The sequence below is a fragment of the Hyphomonas sp. UBA4505 genome (genome assembly GCF_002388685.1).
GTDB lineage: Bacteria > Pseudomonadota > Alphaproteobacteria > Caulobacterales > Hyphomonadaceae > Hyphomonas.
Genome location: NZ_DGMZ01000001.1, coordinates 66663 through 83907 on the forward strand (window position 1 = coordinate 66663; position 17245 = coordinate 83907).

Here is a 17245-nt window from a genome sequence, read left to right on the forward strand (position 1 = left end):
TGCACTCCGGTGCAGGCCTATTTGTCCTTGAAGTCCGGCGCGCGTTTCTCTGTGAAGGCGGCCATGCCTTCCTTCTGGTCTGCGGTTCCAAACAGGCCCTGGAACAGGCGGCGCTCAAACTTCACGCCTTCTGCGGTCGAGACTTCCAGCGCGCGGCCAACCATTTCCTTGGCGGCCATGATGGACGGGATGGAATAGCCGGCGATTTCTTTCGCCGCGCCCATGGCCGTGTCCATCAGCGCGTCATGCTCCACAACGCGGGAGACGAGCCCGATCCGGTCTGCCTCTGCGGCGTCAATCATGCGGCCGGTGAGCACCATGTCCAAGGCTTTGGCTTTGCCGACGGCCTTGGTCAGGCGAATGGAGCCGCCCATGCCGGGCGTGACGCCCAGCTTGATTTCCGGCTGGCCGAACTTCGCCTTTTCGGACGCGATGATCATGTCGCACATCATGGCCAGCTCACAACCGCCGCCGAGCGCGAAACCATTCACCGCCGCAATCACCGGCTTGCGGCATGCTGCGAAACGATCCCAGAGGCCGAAGAAGTCCTCGACATACATGTCGGAAAAACTTTGCGGCTGCATTTCCTTGATGTCGGCACCGGCAGCAAAGGCGCGGCCCTCGCCGGTCAGCACGCTGACGGCAATGTCCTTGTCGCGGTCAATGCGCGCAAAGACGTCGGCAACTTCTGCCATGACCTGTTGGTTCAGCGCATTCAGGCTGTCCGGCCGGTTGATCGTGACCAGCGCGATGCGGTTCGAGTGTTCAAAAGTGATCGTGTCGTAAGTGCTCATCATTCAATCCAATCAGAAGCAGTGGGTTTCAGCTCGCATTCCATTCGGTGCGCCATCTGTTCCGGTGTCGGCGTATCGGCATACACACCGCGCTGGGAATAGGTACAAACACATTCCTTGGATGCCTTCAGCCATATGCCACCACCATCCGCGCAACTATCGCGTTCCATCCATCCCAGCACAAACACGGCAAAGCCAGCGACTGCCGCGATGATACCTAATCGGAAAACTAGCGAGGCGGCTTTCTTCAAATCTCTATCCCATCGTCGGAATGATAAACGCCTGGTCGCCAATGTCGCCTTCGGGCCAGCGCTGGGTGACCGTCTTGATCTTTGTCCAGAAGCGCACGCCCTCCGGGCCATGCTGATTGGTATCGCCAAAGGCCGACCGCTTCCAGCCCCCGAAAGTGTGATAGCTCACCGGCACCGGGATCGGCACGTTCACACCTACCATGCCGACAGTGACCCGCGCGGCAAACTCGCGCGCGGCGCGGCCATTTGAGGTAAAGATCGCAACACCGTTTCCGTATTGGTGATTGCTCGGCAGCGCGGCGGCCTCTTCCAGCGTCTCAGCGCGCACAACCTGCAACACCGGACCAAAAATCTCTTCCTTGTAGGATTGCATCGTAGGCTTCACATTGTCGAACAGGTTCGGGCCAATAAAATATCCGTTCTCATTGCCCTGCAACTTCAGGCCGCGACCGTCGAGCACAAGGTCTGCGCCCTCATCGACACCCATCTGGATGTAGCTTTCGACCTTGGCCTTGTGAGCGGCCGAGACCACCGGGCCATAATGCGCATCCGCATCGGTCGAGATGCCGACTTTCAGGTTGCGCGCGGCGTCCACCATGCGCTCCACGAACTCGTCGCCGGTCTTCTTGCCGACGGTGACGGCCACCGGCAGCGCCATGCAGCGTTCGCCCGCCGAGCCGTAGGCCGCGCCGACAATGTCCTTTACCGCCTGCTCCATGTTGCAGTCGGGCATGATGATGCCGTGGTTCTTTGCCCCGCCCATGGCCTGCACGCGTTTGCCGTGTGCTGTGCCAGTGGAATAGACATATTGTGCGATGTCGGAGGACCCGACGAAGCTGACGGCCTTGACGTCCGGATGCGTCAGGATGGCATCAACAGCCACCTTGTCGCCATTGACCACGTTCAGCACGCCTTCCGGTGCGCCGGCCTCGAGCAGCAATTCGCCCAGGCGCAACGGCACCGACGGGTCTTTCTCCGACGGCTTGAGGATGAAAGTGTTACCGCAAGCAATGGCCACAGCCGCCATCCAGCACGGGATCATGGCGGGAAAATTGAACGGCGTGATACCGGCCACGACGCCCAGAGGCTGACGCATGGAGTAGACATCAATGCCGGGGCCTGCGCCTTCAGTGTACTCGCCCTTCTGCAAATGAGGGATACCGCAAGCGAACTCGACCACGTCGATGCCGCGCTGAACATCACCGCGCGAATCCGCGACCACTTTGCCATGCTCGGCCGACAACAACTCAGCCAGCTCATCAATATTGGCTTCCAGCAGGCGCTTGAATTCGAACATCACTCGCGCGCGGCGCTGGGGGTTCATCATGGACCAGGCCGGGAACGCCTCTGACGCATTCATGATGGCCTGTGAAACTTCATTACTGGTCGCCAGCGCGACGCGGGCCTGAACCTCACCGGTGTTGGGATTGTAGATGTCGCCGAACCGGCTGGACGTACCGGTGACAGACTTTCCGCCAATGAAGTGGTGCACTTCGCGCATGAGAAACTCCCTTAGATTTTGACGGGACCGTAGCGCGCGTATAAATTCCGGTAAATGGACAATATCGCAGCTACGAGCTGCAAAATCGCAGGCAACAAGTAATGAACTGGGACGATCTCCGCCTCCTGCTCGATGTGAGCCGCCATCCGCGTCTCGCCGATGTGGCCACGCGCACAGGGCTTGACCCGACAACGATCAGTCGTCGCCTGAGACGGCTGGAGACCGAGTTGGGGCTCGAACTGTTCGAGCGGACACCCAAGGGCCATGTCCTGACGCCGGTTGGCCAGACCGTGGCCGACAAGGTAGAGGGGCTGGAGCATACGGCGTCAGAGATCGCCGCGCTGTCAGACAATGACGGCCCGCTCGCCGCAGGACGTGTCCGGCTCGGCGTGACCGAAGGGCTCGGCAGTCTCCTGATTGCGCCCGCCATGGCCGACTTCGCCGCGCAGAACCCGAATATCGGGCTCGACATCATTGCCGTCTCCGGCTTTGTCAGCGTGCCAAAGCGCGAAGCCGACATGTCGATCATGCTGACACGGCCAAAGACAGGCCGCGTGAAGGTGCGCAAGATGTCTGACTATGTGCTGCAGATGTACGCCCACCCGGATTACCTCGCCCGCACGCGCCCGGTCGAACACGTCAGCGACCTCAGCGAGCATGATCTCATCGGCTATGTCGACGACCTCATTTACTCAACCCAGCTGCGCTATCACGAAGACATCGCCCCCGGCCTGACGCCGCGCTTCTGCAGCCCGTCCATCGTGGCGCAATGGCAGATGGCCCGCGAAGGCGCCGGGATTGCCGTGCTGCCCCACTTCATCGCGGCTGGCGACCCGAACCTCGTCCATGTGTTGCCAGAGGAAGTCCGTATCGACCGCGCCTTCTGGCTTGCCGTCCATGAGGACGTACACGGAACAACCCGCGTGCGCGCCGTCAGCCGTTTTCTGGATGATCTGTTCGCCGCCTCAACCGAGCGGCTCACCGGCACCAGCTAACCTATTCACCCTGCCCCGGCGCATTCGGGAAAGACAGGCTCTTGTAATGGTCGAGATCATGCGCGGGCGGCTCAGCACCCTCAGGCAATGGCAGGCCGTTCACGCTCTGCCAGTAGGCGATGGAGGCGTCACGCCACCAGATAGCTTCCTGATGCTGGATTCCGAGGAAAGCCGACACCTGCGCGAAACGCTCGACATCGATCTCGTTCTCCAGGCTCGCCCACTGCGCCTGCATCACCCCCACCGCGCTGACACCTCGGTCATAGCGGTTCACGAGTTCCTGCCAGAGCGTCTGGCCGTTCGAAAGCTGGTAGTCCCACGGCACGCGATGGAACCAGAGCAGCAATTCATCCGGCACCGTGTCGAGACTCGCCCATTCCTGCGCCACCGGCCCGGCATACTGATCGACTGCGCCAGAGCCTGTTTCGGTCCGGTCAAAGCCGACCGCATCCTTTGTGGCCTTGTGATAATAATATGGGGTCCAGTCTGCCCGTCCGAGATCATCGACCCAAGGCGCGGGGCCATAATGGTGTCCGGTTCCCATGAGATGGGTGAGACCAAGCGGCGTCATATAGTTCACGACCGCCTCGCGTGAGCCCATCATCATGCCGGTAATTTCGTCGGCGACTTCTGGCGCGCGGCTGAGAGTCTGTTCCACCCAATCGCGCGCGATGGCCTCAGAGGAGGCGTCAGGATCCCAGGCAAGCCGCCCGAAAGCGTACCAGTTCGCCTGATCGAAGACTGAGCCTGACCAGTTCCGATCACTGCCGATATTGGCAACACCGGCCATGCCGGTAAGCTCGTACTCTTGCGCGACGCCATCGATCACGGAGGCAACGCTTGTGCCCTCACCCTCGGCGTGCGTATCGGCCGACAACACCTCTTCCCAGAGCGTGCCCAAATAGGCGAGATGGGTCGAGAAGCCGAGATACTCCTTGGTGATCTGGAGTTCCATCATCAACGGCGTTTCCGGCATCGCGCCGAACAGCGGATGGAAGGGCTCGCGCGGCTGGAAATCCAGCGGGCCGTTCTTGACCTGCACCAGCACATTGTCTGCAAACTGACCATCCAGAGGCACGAATTCGGTATAGGCCTGCTTCACGCGGTCTTCGGGTTCTTCGGCCGAATAGACGAAGGCGCGCCACATCACGATGCCTTCATGCGGGGCAAGCGCGGTGGCCAGCATGTTCGCGCCTTCGGCATGGCTGCGCTCATAATCCTGTGGGCCGGGCTGGCCTTCGGAGTTCGCTTTCACGAGGAAGCCGCCGAAATCCGGCACATGGGCATATATCTCGTCCACCTTAGCCTGCCACCAGGCCTGCACCTCGGCGTCGCGTGGATCGGCTGTGTCGAGCCCGCCCAATTCCATCGGCGCAGAGAAGCGCGCGGTCAGATAGATCCTGATCCCATAGGGCCGGAAAATATCTGCGAGGGCTGCGACCTTCTCTAGGTATGGCGCGGTCAGCACGGTCGCATCAGCGTTCACATTGGTCAGCGACACCCCATTGATGCCGATGGACGCATTCGCGCGGGCATAGTCGGTATACTTCGGATCGAGATAGTCTGGCAGGCGGTGCCAGTCCCAGATCGACTGACCCGCATAGCCGCGCTCGACATGGCGATCCAGATTGTCCCAATGATTGAGCAGGCGCAGCTTGGTCTTGGGACGTGAAATGACGTCGAGATCCGTGAGCGCCTCCCCGCGCGACATGCGCTGGAGATAGTCGAACGTGCCATAGAGGACGCCAAGGTCGGATTGTGCAGCGATCAGCGTTACGCGCTTCCCGTTCAGTTTCGTTGCTCGCAGGGCGAAGCCCTCGGCTCCAACGGCTTCAGTGGTTGGCAGGTCCGCCTCATCAATCGCGTCGGCGCAGTCCGCACTGGCGAGCACGAGTGTCCGGCTACGCAGCCTGTCCGTGGATTGGAGGGAATTTCCCAGCAGGGACTCCGTGGCCCGCTCGATTTCCGCAAGCGCGGCCTGAAGCGTCTCCGACGGCTCAGCGCAGGCGGCCATCACATGGCGCGGCGCGTCGGCGGGTCTGGCCTCAAGCTGTTCGTACCGAAGCCAGAGTTCGTAGCCATCCTCTGCAACAGCCGGCAACACGCCGAAACCAATTGAAATCGAAATGAACAAACTAGCGACGCGCTTCAGCAAATTCTTCACAACCCTTGACCCGTTTATGTATCGGGAAGCGACAGCCGTGCGACCTCCACCCCCCCCAAATGTTTGCGTTATCATTACTTAACGCGACAGGCAGGGTGTGTCACCGCCCCTCTTTGTCAGAGGAGCGGCACCAGATCAGGGGGCGTCGTTCATCACCTCGCTCATGTCATCAAACCCGGCGGCCACTTTCGGCTTCACCGAGCGGCCAATCACACTGACAAGATAGGCCGCGAGGCCTGACAGCAGGAAGCCGGGGATCATGGCATAGACAAGAGTTTCGAGCGGCACCGCACCGCCCTCAGCTGGCAGGAGCGGTACGTAGAGCCAGACCAGAACCGTAACCGCGCCAACAATCATACCAGCCAGCGCCCCATCACGCGTCAGATGGCGCCAGAACAGGCTAAGCAAAATGATCGGGCCAAAGGCCGAACCGAACCCGGCCCACGCATTTGATACAAGATCAAGAATGTTGCTGTTGGGATCGAAGGCGAGCGCGATGGCCACGAGGCTGACCACAACCGTCGCAATCCGGCCGATCATCACCAGCTCCGACTGCGAAGCCTCGCGCCGGAAGAAGGTCTTGTAGACATCTTCGGTGATCGAGCTGGAAGACACGAGCAGCTGCGAAGAGATCGTGCTCATGATCGCCGCGAGGATCGCCGCGAGCAGGAAGCCGGCGACGAGCGGATGGAAGATGATTTGCGAAAGCAGGATGAAGATGGCTTCAGAGTCGGTCAGCTGCGCGCCGAGGTCATGTTGCTGGACATAAGCGACGCCCACGGCGCCGACAAAGACGGCTCCGATGACCGTAACGAGCATCCAACTCATGCCGATAATGCGAGCGGTCTTGATGTCCTTGAGTGACCGGATGGCCATGAAGCGCACAATGATGTGCGGCTGACCGAAATAGCCAAGCCCCCAAGCGAGGAGGGAGACGAGGCCCACTACGGTCATACTCTCGGGCCACATGTCGAAAAACTGACTACGCGCCGGACCAACAGCTCCACTGTCAGCATCCACATACGAAGGCGCGCTTGTGATCGCACTTTCCATGCCGCTCCACCCACCAATCACGAAGTATGCGATAACGGGCACGAGGATGAGCGCGATGAACATGATGCAGCCTTGCACGAAGTCCGTCAGGCTGACCGCCAGAAAGCCCCCAACGACCGTATAGGCAAGCACGACGCCAGCGGTGACAAACAAGCCGAGCTGGTAGTTCAGGCCAAAGGCGGATTCAAAGAGCTTGCCGCCCGCGACGATGCCGGAAGAAGTATAGACGGTGAAGAAAACAATGATCACCAGCGCAGAGATGGTGCGCAAGGCGTGCGAGGAATCGTGAAAGCGCTTCTCGAAGAAGTCGGGAATGGTAATCGAGTCATCCGCCATTTCTGTATAGATACGCAAGCGTGGCGCGACAAATCGATAGTTGAGATACGCCCCGATTACCAAACCAACGGCAATCCAGGCTGCAGAAAAGCCGCTCACATAGATCGCACCGGGCAACCCCATCAACATCCAGCCACTCATATCAGAGGCCCCGGCAGACAAGGCACCGACAGCTGGGTGCAGATTGCGGCCGCCAAGCATGTATTCGGACACGTCGCTGGTAGACGTTTTGTAGGCATAAAGTCCGATGGCCATCATCAGGACGAAATACGTCCCAAGCGATATCAATTCGGGAACGCTGATTGTCATATATTTCTCGCTGTCCTCGTAAAATTACGGAAAAGCGCGCCCCCCGTGGCCGCGCGTATCATTTAGATCAAGGCCGGGTCTGGCCGTTGCCATGTACCAGATATTTGAAACTGGTCAGTTGCTCCAACCCCACCGGCCCACGCGCGTGCATCTTGCCCGTCGCAATGCCAATCTCGGCACCCATGCCAAACTCCCCGCCATCGGAGAATTGGGTTGAAGCATTGTGCATTACGACGGCGCTGTCGATGGAGGTCATGAAACGGCGGGCTGCATCGGCATTTTCGGTCAGGATGGCATCCGTGTGACCGGAGGAGTGCTCGCTCACAAAGTTGATCGCTTCCTGAAGTCCACCGACGATCTTCACCGATGCAATCGGGTCGAGATATTCGGTCGACCAATCTTCGTCGGTCGCTTCGACAAGATCGGGCGCAATACGACGTGCCTCAGTATCCCCGCGCAATTCGCAGCCTTCCATGATTTTGACCAAGCGCGGAATGACGATTTCGGCGATCGCCCGATCCACCACAATGCTCTCTGTCGCACCGCAGACGCCGGTGCGGCGCAGCTTGGCATTGCGAACAACGTCGAGGGACTTCTCGATATCCGCATCGGCATGGATGTAGCTGTGGCAGTTGCCATCAAGATGGAGCAGTGTCGGCACCTTGGCTTCGTCACGCACCAGCTCCACCAGACCGCGGCCGCCGCGCGGAATGACGAGATCTACATAGTCGACAGCATGCAGCAGCGCGGTTACGGCATTCCGGTCGGTGGTCTCAACCGTCTGAACGGCGCCTTTCGGCAGGCCAGCAGCTTCGAGCCCAGCCTGCATGCAGGCTACAATCTCGCGCGTTGAATTCTCGCTTTCCGAGCCGCCGCGCAGGATCACGGCATTGCCGGATTTCAGGCACAGCGCACTGGCATCGGCGCCGACGTTTGGACGAGATTCGTAGATCATCCCGATCACGCCAATTGGCACGGCCACGCGTTCAATGGTCAGGCCGTTGGGGCGCTCAGTGGTCGAGAGCAACCGCCCGACCGGGTCCGGCAACTCCGCAATCTGTTCCAGGGCGCTTGCCATCGCCTCGACCCGTTCGTCGGTAAGACGCAGTCGGTCGATGAAGGAGTCCGGTCGGCTGTCGCCGACACTGTCGACATCTTCCTTATTGGCGGCAAGAAGGTCCGCTTTTGCCTCACGCAATGCCTTGGCGGATGCGCGGAGAGCGTCATTTTTCTGCTCGGTCGTCGCCGTCAGCAATGCCTTTGCAGCGTCGCGGGCATTCTGGCCCAGACCGGAAATATATGCGTTCAAACGGGAATCCAATGTGGTCACGTTTCGTCCTTCATGGTTCTTGTTCAGGTGCCTAGCGCAGCTCGATTGCGCGCTTGTAGGCCGACTCGGTGGTGGCTTTCAGGAGATCTGACAACTTTCCGTCTCCATTCAGGGCCTTCAGGCCCGCTTCGGTCGTGCCATTCTTGCTGGTGACGGAATTGCGGAGATTTTCCGGATTGTCGCCGGTTTCAAGGATCATGCGGATCGAGCCATCCAGCGTGCCGAGCACAAGATCGCTGGCCTGTTCGTCACTGAAGCCTAGTTCCTTGGCCGCCTCGATATAGGCGCGGGCGATCTCGAAGACATATCCCGGACCGCTGCCAGCGACGGCGGTTACCCGGTCAATCTGGTCTTCATCATCTACCCAGACAGCCGTCCCGGCAGCCTGCATGAGGGTTTCGACAGTATCCCTTTGGTCGGCACTTGCCGCGCTGCTGGCGTAAAGGCCCGCAACGCCCGCCCCGATGGCAGATGGAAGGTTCGGCATGATCCGTATAACCGGATAGCCCGGCAGCGCAGTCTGCAGGCGCTGCACCGAACACCCCGCAGCGATCGACGCAACGGCCCCATCCGGATTGAGCACGTCCTTATAGGCCGGCAGTATCTCATCAACCATTTGCGGCTTGATCGCGACGATCAACAGATCAAACTTCTCGTCTCCAAGGGCGTTGATATCCTTGAATAGACGGGCACCTTCCACAGGTTGGTCCAAGAAAGGATCGACAATGGTGAATTCATCCTCCACCGCGCGCATCCACTGCGTCAGAAGCGCGCCGCCCATCTTTCCGCATCCAACGAGAAGTACCTTCATGCTATACTAGTCCTTTGCTCACCTGACCCGCGAGATAATGATATTTGTTTAGAATTCAAACCATCTATTACAGAAACTCAAGCTTTCGGCGGATGCCGCAAAATAGTCGAATTTCCCTGATTCGTGACTTTTCAGACTAGGTATTGAGACCTTGAAGAAAGTCTGAAGGTATTTTGTAAGCTAATTATTTGCATCGTAACCCAAACCTTCTTATGTCCGCCCCTAAGCAACCACCGGAGCCTAATTTGCCTTCCAAGAAACGCATCGTCGTGAAAATCGGATCGAGCCTACTTGCCAATCCAGACCTTCTCACACCGCGCTGGGCATTCATGCAACGGCTATTGGAAGACATCACCAAATTACGGAATGACGGCTACGAAGTTGTCCTGTGTTCGTCAGGTGCCGTGGCGCTCGGTTTGAACATGTTGAACGAGAAGCCGGAAACCGCCGGGCTGCGCGACAAACAGGCCGCTGCTGCGTGTGGCATGCCCCTGCTGCTGAACGCCTACAAACAAGTTGCCCATGAGTTTGGATTCGATATCGCACAGGTGCTCGTTACCCTTCAGGACATGGAAGAGCGCAAGCGTTTCTTGAACACCAAGAACACTGTTCACCGCCTGTTGCAGGGCGATATTCTGCCAATCGTGAACGAAAATGACTCGATCACGACCGAAGAAATCCGTGTGGGCGACAATGACCGCCTCGCCGCAAAAGTCGCCCAGATGATCCAGGCGGACCATCTGGTGATCCTCACCTGCATCGATGGCCTCTACGACAAGAACCCTGAAGAGCCAGGCGCCCAACTGGTCGAAGAAGTCCATGATGTCAGCGAGTATATCGCGGTTACGGAAGGCACCAGCAGTCTCGGTAGCGGCGGCATGCTCACCAAGATGCAGGCCGCAAACATGGCGCAGAATGCCGGATGCACGACCCTCATCGCGAATGGGGAACATGACGCGCCCGTGTCTTCAGTTCTCTATAATGAACGACCGCACACCAAATGCATCGCGCACACCAAGCCAGCTTCAGCTTGGGCGACGTGGCTGACTGATCGCCTTCAGATTGCCGGCAGTATCGTGATCCGTGACGAGTTGGCAAACACGCTGGCCGATAGCCCAGAACATGTCCTGCATGAAGACATCAAGTCAATTCAGGGTCAGTACCTCAAGGGTGACGTGATTCACGTTTATGACGAAAGCGGCGCGGAGATCGCGCGCGGCATGACCAACTTCTCGTCAGAAGAAACCATGGTACTCGCGCGTCATCCGGAAATTTCACCGAAAGAACTGCTCGGCTACCAAACTGGTGGCACGGTCATCAGTCGCGAAAATCTGATTGTCCTGGAAGATCGCCACCTCCTCTGGGACAAACCGGAAGAGGAAACAATGGTGGAAGTCTCCGAGAGCTGATCAGCCCTCTTTCTGCAAATCTCCAACCTCCAGGATTGGCGCCGCATCAAGGCTTCCCGCATTCATCATGGCAGCCAGCCGCTGCACCGATGAGATGAGCAGACTCTGCTCCCACAACTCCAGAGAGTCAAAACGCTTCAGGAACCCTTCCTGAAGCGCTTCCGGCGCATCTTCGAGGCTTCTGCGACCAGTCTCCGTAATCGAGACATCTACGGCGCGGCGGTCGGTTTCGTTCTTCTGCCGCTCGACGAGGCCCGCCGCCTCCAATCGATCCACGATGGAAGTGATCGTCGCTTGGGACAAATGCACTTCGCGGGCGATCTCCGATGGCTTGACCGATCCGGCACCGGACAAGGTCTGCAATACAATGAGTTGTGGCGCCGTGAGGCCGGTCGTTTTCGCCAATTGCTTGGAATTCAGATCGATCGCACGCGTAATCTGTCGAATTGCGGTCAGGAGGTCTTTGCGGTGGGCCATGCCCGCACCTAAAGAGACACTCGGCGCTGCGTCAATTCCCACAACTGTTCAGAAGGCCGGCTCGGGGTGGCCGAACAGCCAACGCTCGCATACAGAAATTGTGCAACAAGACTTATCTGAAGGATTAGAGCATGACTTCCCAACGCATCCGCATCGAGGTCAGTAATGGGATTGGCGAACTGATCCTGAACAAGCCCGAACGCCGCAACGCTCTGTCGAGTGATATGTGGGCAGCAATCCCCGGTATGGTGAAGCAGCTGGAGGCAGATCCCGAAGTGAAATGCGTCATCATTCATGGCGGAACAGCAGGCGCATTCGCGGCGGGCGCAGATATTTCGGAGTTCGAAACGATCTATGCCACGCCCGAAAGCGCAGAGCATTCGGCAAACCTGATTTCCGATGCGGTTACATGTCTCGCCCAATGCCCGAAGCCGATCATCGCTGCGATCACCGGCGCTTGCGTGGGTGGCGGCGTCGCACTTGCTCTGACGGCAGACATTCGCATCGCCAGCCCCGAAGCCAGGTTCGGTGTGCCTCCGGCGAAGCTGGGGCTTGTGTATCCAGTGAACGATACACGGCGCTTGATAGAAACCGTTGGTATTCCTGCCGCCAAGGACATCTTGCTGACAGGTCGTTTATTTGATTGCGACGAGGCCTATCGTATCGGTCTGGTTACACATATGGCAGAGTCCGAATCAGCCTTGGAATTGGCGCGAGAAACGGCGCGTCTGGTTTCAGCCAATTCACTCTGGTCACATAGCGCGATGAAGCGCACCTTCGATGCGATCAAGATGGGCTGGCGAGACGATAGTCCTGAAGCGAAAGCCCTGTTCCTGGAAAGCTTCGAGAATGAGGACTTCCAGGAAGGTTACAGGGCCTTCCTCGCAAAGCGCCCGGCCAAATTCAGCTGGCGCTGACGGGGTTAGAACCCGCCTCCCACTGCGACGTAGAGATCAATGGCCGCAGCCAACCGGTCCCGACGCGCCTCGAGGGCACTTTGCGTTGCAGAATAATAGTTCTGTTGTGCAGACAAGAGACTCGTCAAATCGTCCGTGCCGACACGATATCGCAGTTCAGCGGAATCCAGTGCGCGGCGACTGGCAACGAGTGCAATCTGGAGCTGTTCTTCACGTTGGGCGCTGGTATTGATGGCAGACAGCGCAACATCAACATCGCGTAACGCGCTGAGAATGGCCTGCTCATAATTCGACAGCAATGCCTCCCTTCGCGCTTTGGCACTGTCGAGCTGAGCCTCCAGCGCTCCCCCAGAAAACACAGTCTGCGCAAGTGACGCCGAAAGACTGGCGGTCGGATCAGACATAGAGGTCAGGAGTGTCGTCACACCCGCGCCAAGATCGACACTTGGCAGCATGGCTGCTCTCGCAATCTGAACATTGGCCTGCGCCGCCCGCAAATCAGCCTCGGCCTGCAACAAGTCCGGGCGCCGCACCAGAAGCTGAGATGGTAGGCCTGCTTCCGGTACTGGCAAGCCAGTCTCGTAAAGGTCTACGTCCGGCACTTCGAAATTTTGCGGCACCTGCCCTATAAGGATCGCAATCGCCGTCCGCAGAGAGAGTATCTGCTGCTCGATCTGCGGGAGTTGCGCACGCGAATTGGCCAATGCAGCTTCCTGGCTGGCAAAATCAAATCCGGAAATCTCGCCCGCATCGTACCTTACCCGCACGATTTCAAAGATACGCTCGGCAATTTCCAGATTGTCTTGCGCGACTTCAAACTGCTTACGCGCGACCTGAAGGTCAAAATAGTTCGCTGCCAGATCAGATGTAACACTCAGCTCAAGCGCTCTTTGCGCGAACTCAGCCGATTCGAGATTGGCCCCTGCCGCATCACGTGACGCTGCAACACTGCCAAACAGATCCAGCTGATAGCTAGCCGACAGGCGGGCACTGCGAGAAAAATCACTGAAGTCGGAATCACTGTCGGTGGAAACTGACGCCCCTGCTGAAACAGATGGCAAGGCGCTGGAATCGGCAACACGCAACGCAGCGCGTGCGGAGGTAACATTGGCAAGTCCAGCTTCAAGCGACTTGTTCCGCGTGAGTGCGGTGCTGACCAATGCGTTCAAGGATTCATCGCCGAAGGTTGACCACCAGAGCCCTGTGGCCGGCAATTCTGTTTCCGCTTGCATTGAGGTTTCATAGGACGCCGGAAGCTCAACCGAGGACAAAGGCGTATCGGACGATTGCGTTGCGGTACATCCTGCAAGGACGACAAGCAGACTGAGAGGAAGAAGAGGAATTCTGGTCATGATTACTCCGCCGCAAGGGCCCGGACCGGATCAAGCCGCGAGGCATTGCGCGCCGGCAGGAAGCCGAACACGAACCCGGTCAGGAAAGCTGTTGAAAAGGCGAGGATCGCGGGCATGGGCGTTACGGCGATGCTGGTGCCGAGATTGGCGAGGATTGCACAGATCGCGAAGCCCGTAAGGATACCGATCACACCGCCCAGCGCGCAGACCACGACGGCCTCCACAATGAATTGGACAAGAATATCAGACCGACGCGCCCCCGTCGCCATGCGCACACCGATCTCGCGCGTGCGTTCTGATACGCTGACAAGCATGATGTTCATCACACCGATACCGCCGACGAGCAATGAGATAGAGGCAACCGCGCCTAGCAGGATCGAGAACGAATTCTGTGTCTCCTGAACGGACTCCAGGATCGATGCCGTATTCCGTATCCGAAAATCCTGTGTTCCGTGTCGTTGAAGCAGCAGCTCGTTTGCTTCAGTCTCCGTCGTCGAGATTACGTCCGTGTCTTCCACAGCGATGGTTATACTCGACAGGTAGGAACTGCCGAACACGCGCATCATCCCGGTTGTGATGGGAATAAGCGCGATATCATCCTGGTCACGGCCGAACGAGCTGGCGCCTTCTTCTTCAAGCACGCCGGCGACCTCAAATGGTGCGCCCGCAAGAAAGACATACTCACCGACGGCTTCCGAGACATTGTCGAACAATTCCCCCGCGGTCGTTGTGCCCAGCACAACCACACCTACGCGTCGGTCGACATCTTCTGCCGTGAAGAAAGAGCCGTATTCAATATTGCGGGTGTTGGCGAGCAACCAGTCTTCCGAAACACCCTCCACGGAGCCACGATGGTCATTGCTTCCTCGCCGCAATGTTGCAGATCCGGACCGCGATGGCACCGCAGCCAGGACATTGTCCAATTCGCCCAATCTCTCAGCATCTTCGAGTGAAAGGGTTGCAATGGCGTCACCGCGCATTCGCGCGCCCCGGTCACCCCCCGGCTGAACGAAGAGCAGGTTCGCACCCATGTCCTCGAACCGGGCCATAACCTCGCGCTGGCTACCTTGCCCGACCGCCAGCATTGCGACCACCGCCGCAACGCCGATCACCACGCCCAGCAAGGTCAGTGCGGTGCGAAACAGGTTTGCTCGTAACGACCGGAAGGCCGTCTTGATGGATTCCGTAAGCTGAAGAAAGAAGGAGGGGGAGGATTTCACGGCGCGTTGCTCAAACGACTCCAGAGACCGTTCTACTGAACCGGAATCGGAAATGATTTTGCCGTCGCGAATTTCAATCGTGCGGTCTGCGCGTTCAGCGACTTCCTGGTCATGGGTAATCAGGATGACTGTGCGGCCGGAGCGATGCAGCTCTTCCAGCAATTCCAGAAGTTCTTCACTCGTGCCGGAATCGAGCGCTCCCGTCGGCTCATCCGCAAGGATGACTTCGGCATCATTCATCAGAGCTCGGGCAACAGCCACACGTTGCTGCTGTCCCCCGGACAATTGACCGGGGCGACTTTTCTCGCGCCCGCCAAGGCCAAGCCGACCGAGCAATTCCTGTGCGCGGGCCTTCCGTTCCGATTGGCGAACCCCGGCATAGACCGCAGGTATCTCCACGTTCTCCGATGCGCTGACATTGGCGAGGAGATTATAGCGCTGAAACACAAAGCCGAATGTCCGCCTGCGCAAGGAGGCCAGTGCATCGGCGTCCATATCGGACACATCCTGCCCATGAATGCGGTAGGTTCCGGAAGTCGGGTGGTCGAGACAACCAAGCAAGTTCATCAAAGTCGACTTACCGGAACCCGACTGTCCGACAATTGCAACGAACTCGCCTTCGCGAATGGTCAGGTCGACGCCATCAAGGGCGCGGACCTCTGCGTCACCCCATCCGTAGACGCGCTTTATGTCCTGCAAATGCAGCAAGGGTTCTGACATGATCTGGCGTCCTAAACCGGGGGTGGACCCATACGGCGTGGCCGGTCATTTCCGGCACGCTCGGTCGCCTGTTTCGGACGAATGCTCACTTGCCCGGTCACGACCTCATCACCCTCAGACAAGCCGAACAATATCTCGGCACTTGTACGCGTCTGAAGACCAACCACAACAGGCTGAGGGACAGCTTCGCCATTCGCATCCATTTTCAGAACCATACCCATTTCTGCGTCGGGATATTGCGCGCGTGCCTCACGGATAGCCTGGCCTCTGCCGTCGCCAACACGATCACCCTGGGCGGCTCCGCGTTCAGGTTGCGCAGGACGCCTGGCTTGTGCGCTCTCCGGGCGCTCGGGACGTGACTGCAAGGCCGTTACCGGGATCAGGACGGCATCTTCGGCCTGCCCCAGAATGAAGAAGACCTGAGCGGTCATATCACTTCGCAAAATTCCGTCGGGGTTCTCAATATCGAGCAGCGCCTTGTAGAGCACGACGTCATTGACAACTTCGGGCGTGGGAAGGACCTGACGAACTTCGGTTTGCCACTTGTGATCAGAATCGCCCAGCGTGGTGAACCAGGCTTGCTGCCCCTTTGATACGCGCAACACATCTGCTTCGGAGACATCGGCCTCCACCGTCATTATACCCAGATCCGCAATGGTCATGATGACGGGTGCGGTCTGGTTCGCATTGAGGGTCTGGCCCTCGGATGCACTGAGCGAGACGACTGTACCAGCCATCGGAGCGTAAATCTTTGTAAATTCCAGATTGGCTTCATCGGCACGGAGGCTGGAGGTCTGCTGCGCGATCTGCGCATTGATGGCGTCGAGCTTCCCTTCCGCGATCTCCAATTCCGATACCGTGGCCTCATAGTCAGCGCGCGCAATGGCATCGGCCTCAAACAGCATATGGGCGCGTTCAGACTCGGCCCTTGCAAGTTTCAGAGAAGCCGCCTGTTGACGTTTCGAGGCATATAGCGAGTTTAACTGAGCTTGTTGGGCTTCGACCGTGTTCTGTGCAATCGTGGCATCGATCTGCGCAAGGAGTTGGCCCTTCTCGACCTCGTCGCCGACATCAACGAACAACTCTTCCAATTGACCCGAGACCTGTGCGCCAACCTCAACCATCTCCTTTGGCACAAGAGTACCTGCTGCCGAGATCGTAACTTCAATATCACCCGTGCGTGCGGCCGATGTTTCATAAGTCGGCGTTGTGGAGTTCGCCAAGTTTGACTTCGCAAACCATACGGCACCGCCTGCTGCCAATACGACAATAATCGCGATGATCCAACGGGATCGTTTCCCAAAAACTCTCATTCTTGTCTCTTTCCAGCAATTCTGGCTGTGAACATGTTCCCGGGTTAAACGACCCAAGTTTCAAATTCCGTCGCGAAGATCGGCATTTTATTGTACTTTCCAGCAAACCCGGCTCAAGCCCGCTCCTTCACCACAGCTTTGTCACCAGAATGTTGCAGATCATTTGCTTGCGCATGAATCCTGAAAGCGGAAGACGACAGCAATGTCCCGCCAATTATGTCAGGCTGACAAACTCTCGCTGACAAGCCGCACATTTCGGCAAAGTTCAGACAAGACGCTCCCGTAACGCATTG

Annotated in this window: 14 protein-coding genes; 3 read left to right on the forward strand and 11 right to left on the reverse strand. The window is 58.3% G+C overall.

Annotation, left to right across the window (positions count from 1 at the left end; genetic code table 11):
- Nucleotides 1–17: 17 nt before the first annotated feature.
- The 3 genes from B3527_RS00320 to B3527_RS00330 are packed head-to-tail and all read right to left on the reverse strand — an operon-like array spanning nucleotide 18 to nucleotide 2546.
- Complete coding sequence (locus B3527_RS00320; RefSeq protein WP_290479464.1) at nucleotides 18–794, reverse strand: enoyl-CoA hydratase-related protein; 777 nt, start codon at nucleotides 792–794, stop codon at nucleotides 18–20.
- Entirely contained in the window at nucleotides 794–1045 is a 252-nt protein-coding gene (locus B3527_RS00325) for a hypothetical protein (protein ID WP_290479425.1), read from the reverse strand. The genes B3527_RS00320 and B3527_RS00325 overlap by 1 nt, the downstream gene beginning before the upstream one ends.
- 4 nt (nucleotides 1046–1049) lie before the next feature.
- Complete coding sequence (locus tag B3527_RS00330) at nucleotides 1050–2546, reverse strand: CoA-acylating methylmalonate-semialdehyde dehydrogenase (protein WP_290479424.1); 1497 nt, start codon at nucleotides 2544–2546, stop codon at nucleotides 1050–1052.
- Nucleotides 2547–2647: 101 nt separating this feature from the next.
- Between B3527_RS00330 and B3527_RS00335 the strand changes: the two genes are divergently transcribed.
- Nucleotides 2648–3541 (forward strand): LysR family transcriptional regulator, encoded by an 894-nt coding sequence (locus tag B3527_RS00335; protein WP_290479423.1) that lies wholly within the window; start codon nucleotides 2648–2650, stop codon nucleotides 3539–3541.
- Nucleotide 3542: 1 nt separating this feature from the next.
- Here the strand turns inward: B3527_RS00335 and B3527_RS00340 are convergent, their stop codons facing one another.
- The 4 genes from B3527_RS00340 to proC all read right to left on the reverse strand — a co-directional run bounded on the left by B3527_RS00340 (nucleotide 3543) and on the right by proC (nucleotide 9544).
- Nucleotides 3543–5696, reverse strand: a complete 2154-nt coding sequence (locus B3527_RS00340) for an alpha-glucuronidase family glycosyl hydrolase (RefSeq protein WP_349677872.1) — start codon at nucleotides 5694–5696, stop codon at nucleotides 3543–3545.
- Nucleotides 5697–5840: 144 nt separating this feature from the next.
- Nucleotides 5841–7403: a sodium/proline symporter PutP gene (gene putP, locus B3527_RS00345; protein ID WP_034811400.1), complete on the reverse strand. Its 1563-nt coding sequence runs from the start codon at nucleotides 7401–7403 to the stop codon at nucleotides 5841–5843.
- Nucleotides 7404–7470: 67 nt separating this feature from the next.
- Nucleotides 7471–8724, reverse strand: coding sequence for a glutamate-5-semialdehyde dehydrogenase (locus tag B3527_RS00350; protein ID WP_349677871.1), 1254 nt, complete (start codon nucleotides 8722–8724; stop codon nucleotides 7471–7473).
- Between the two features lie 40 nt (nucleotides 8725–8764).
- Nucleotides 8765–9544 (reverse strand): pyrroline-5-carboxylate reductase, encoded by a 780-nt coding sequence (gene proC / locus B3527_RS00355; RefSeq protein WP_290479420.1) that lies wholly within the window; start codon nucleotides 9542–9544, stop codon nucleotides 8765–8767.
- 245 nt (nucleotides 9545–9789) lie between these two features.
- On the opposite strand from proC, the gene proB reads away from it, so the two are divergent.
- Entirely contained in the window at nucleotides 9790–10953 is a 1164-nt protein-coding gene (gene proB / locus B3527_RS00360; RefSeq protein ID WP_290479419.1) for a glutamate 5-kinase, read from the forward strand.
- Here the strand turns inward: proB and B3527_RS00365 are convergent, their stop codons facing one another.
- Complete coding sequence (locus B3527_RS00365) at nucleotides 10954–11430, reverse strand: MarR family winged helix-turn-helix transcriptional regulator (RefSeq protein ID WP_034811382.1); 477 nt, start codon at nucleotides 11428–11430, stop codon at nucleotides 10954–10956.
- A gap of 131 nt (nucleotides 11431–11561) precedes the next feature.
- Here B3527_RS00365 and B3527_RS00370 point away from each other — a divergent pair, with 131 nt between their 5' ends.
- Nucleotides 11562–12347, forward strand: coding sequence for an enoyl-CoA hydratase/isomerase family protein (locus B3527_RS00370; RefSeq protein WP_290479418.1), 786 nt, complete (start codon nucleotides 11562–11564; stop codon nucleotides 12345–12347).
- A gap of 5 nt (nucleotides 12348–12352) precedes the next feature.
- Here the strand turns inward: B3527_RS00370 and B3527_RS00375 are convergent, their stop codons facing one another.
- Genes B3527_RS00375 through B3527_RS00385 form a run of 3 tightly spaced genes read right to left on the reverse strand, consistent with a single transcriptional unit; the run spans nucleotide 12353 to nucleotide 16952 of the window.
- Complete coding sequence (locus tag B3527_RS00375; RefSeq protein WP_290479417.1) at nucleotides 12353–13699, reverse strand: efflux transporter outer membrane subunit; 1347 nt, start codon at nucleotides 13697–13699, stop codon at nucleotides 12353–12355.
- 2 nt (nucleotides 13700–13701) lie between these two features.
- Nucleotides 13702–15639, reverse strand: a complete 1938-nt coding sequence (locus tag B3527_RS00380) for a MacB family efflux pump subunit (RefSeq protein WP_290479416.1) — start codon at nucleotides 15637–15639, stop codon at nucleotides 13702–13704.
- 11 nt (nucleotides 15640–15650) lie between these two features.
- Nucleotides 15651–16952 carry an efflux RND transporter periplasmic adaptor subunit gene (locus B3527_RS00385; RefSeq protein WP_290479415.1) on the reverse strand — a complete coding sequence of 434 codons (1302 nt, stop codon included), beginning with the start codon at nucleotides 16950–16952 and terminating at the stop codon, nucleotides 15651–15653.
- Nucleotides 16953–17245: the final 293 nt, after the last annotated feature.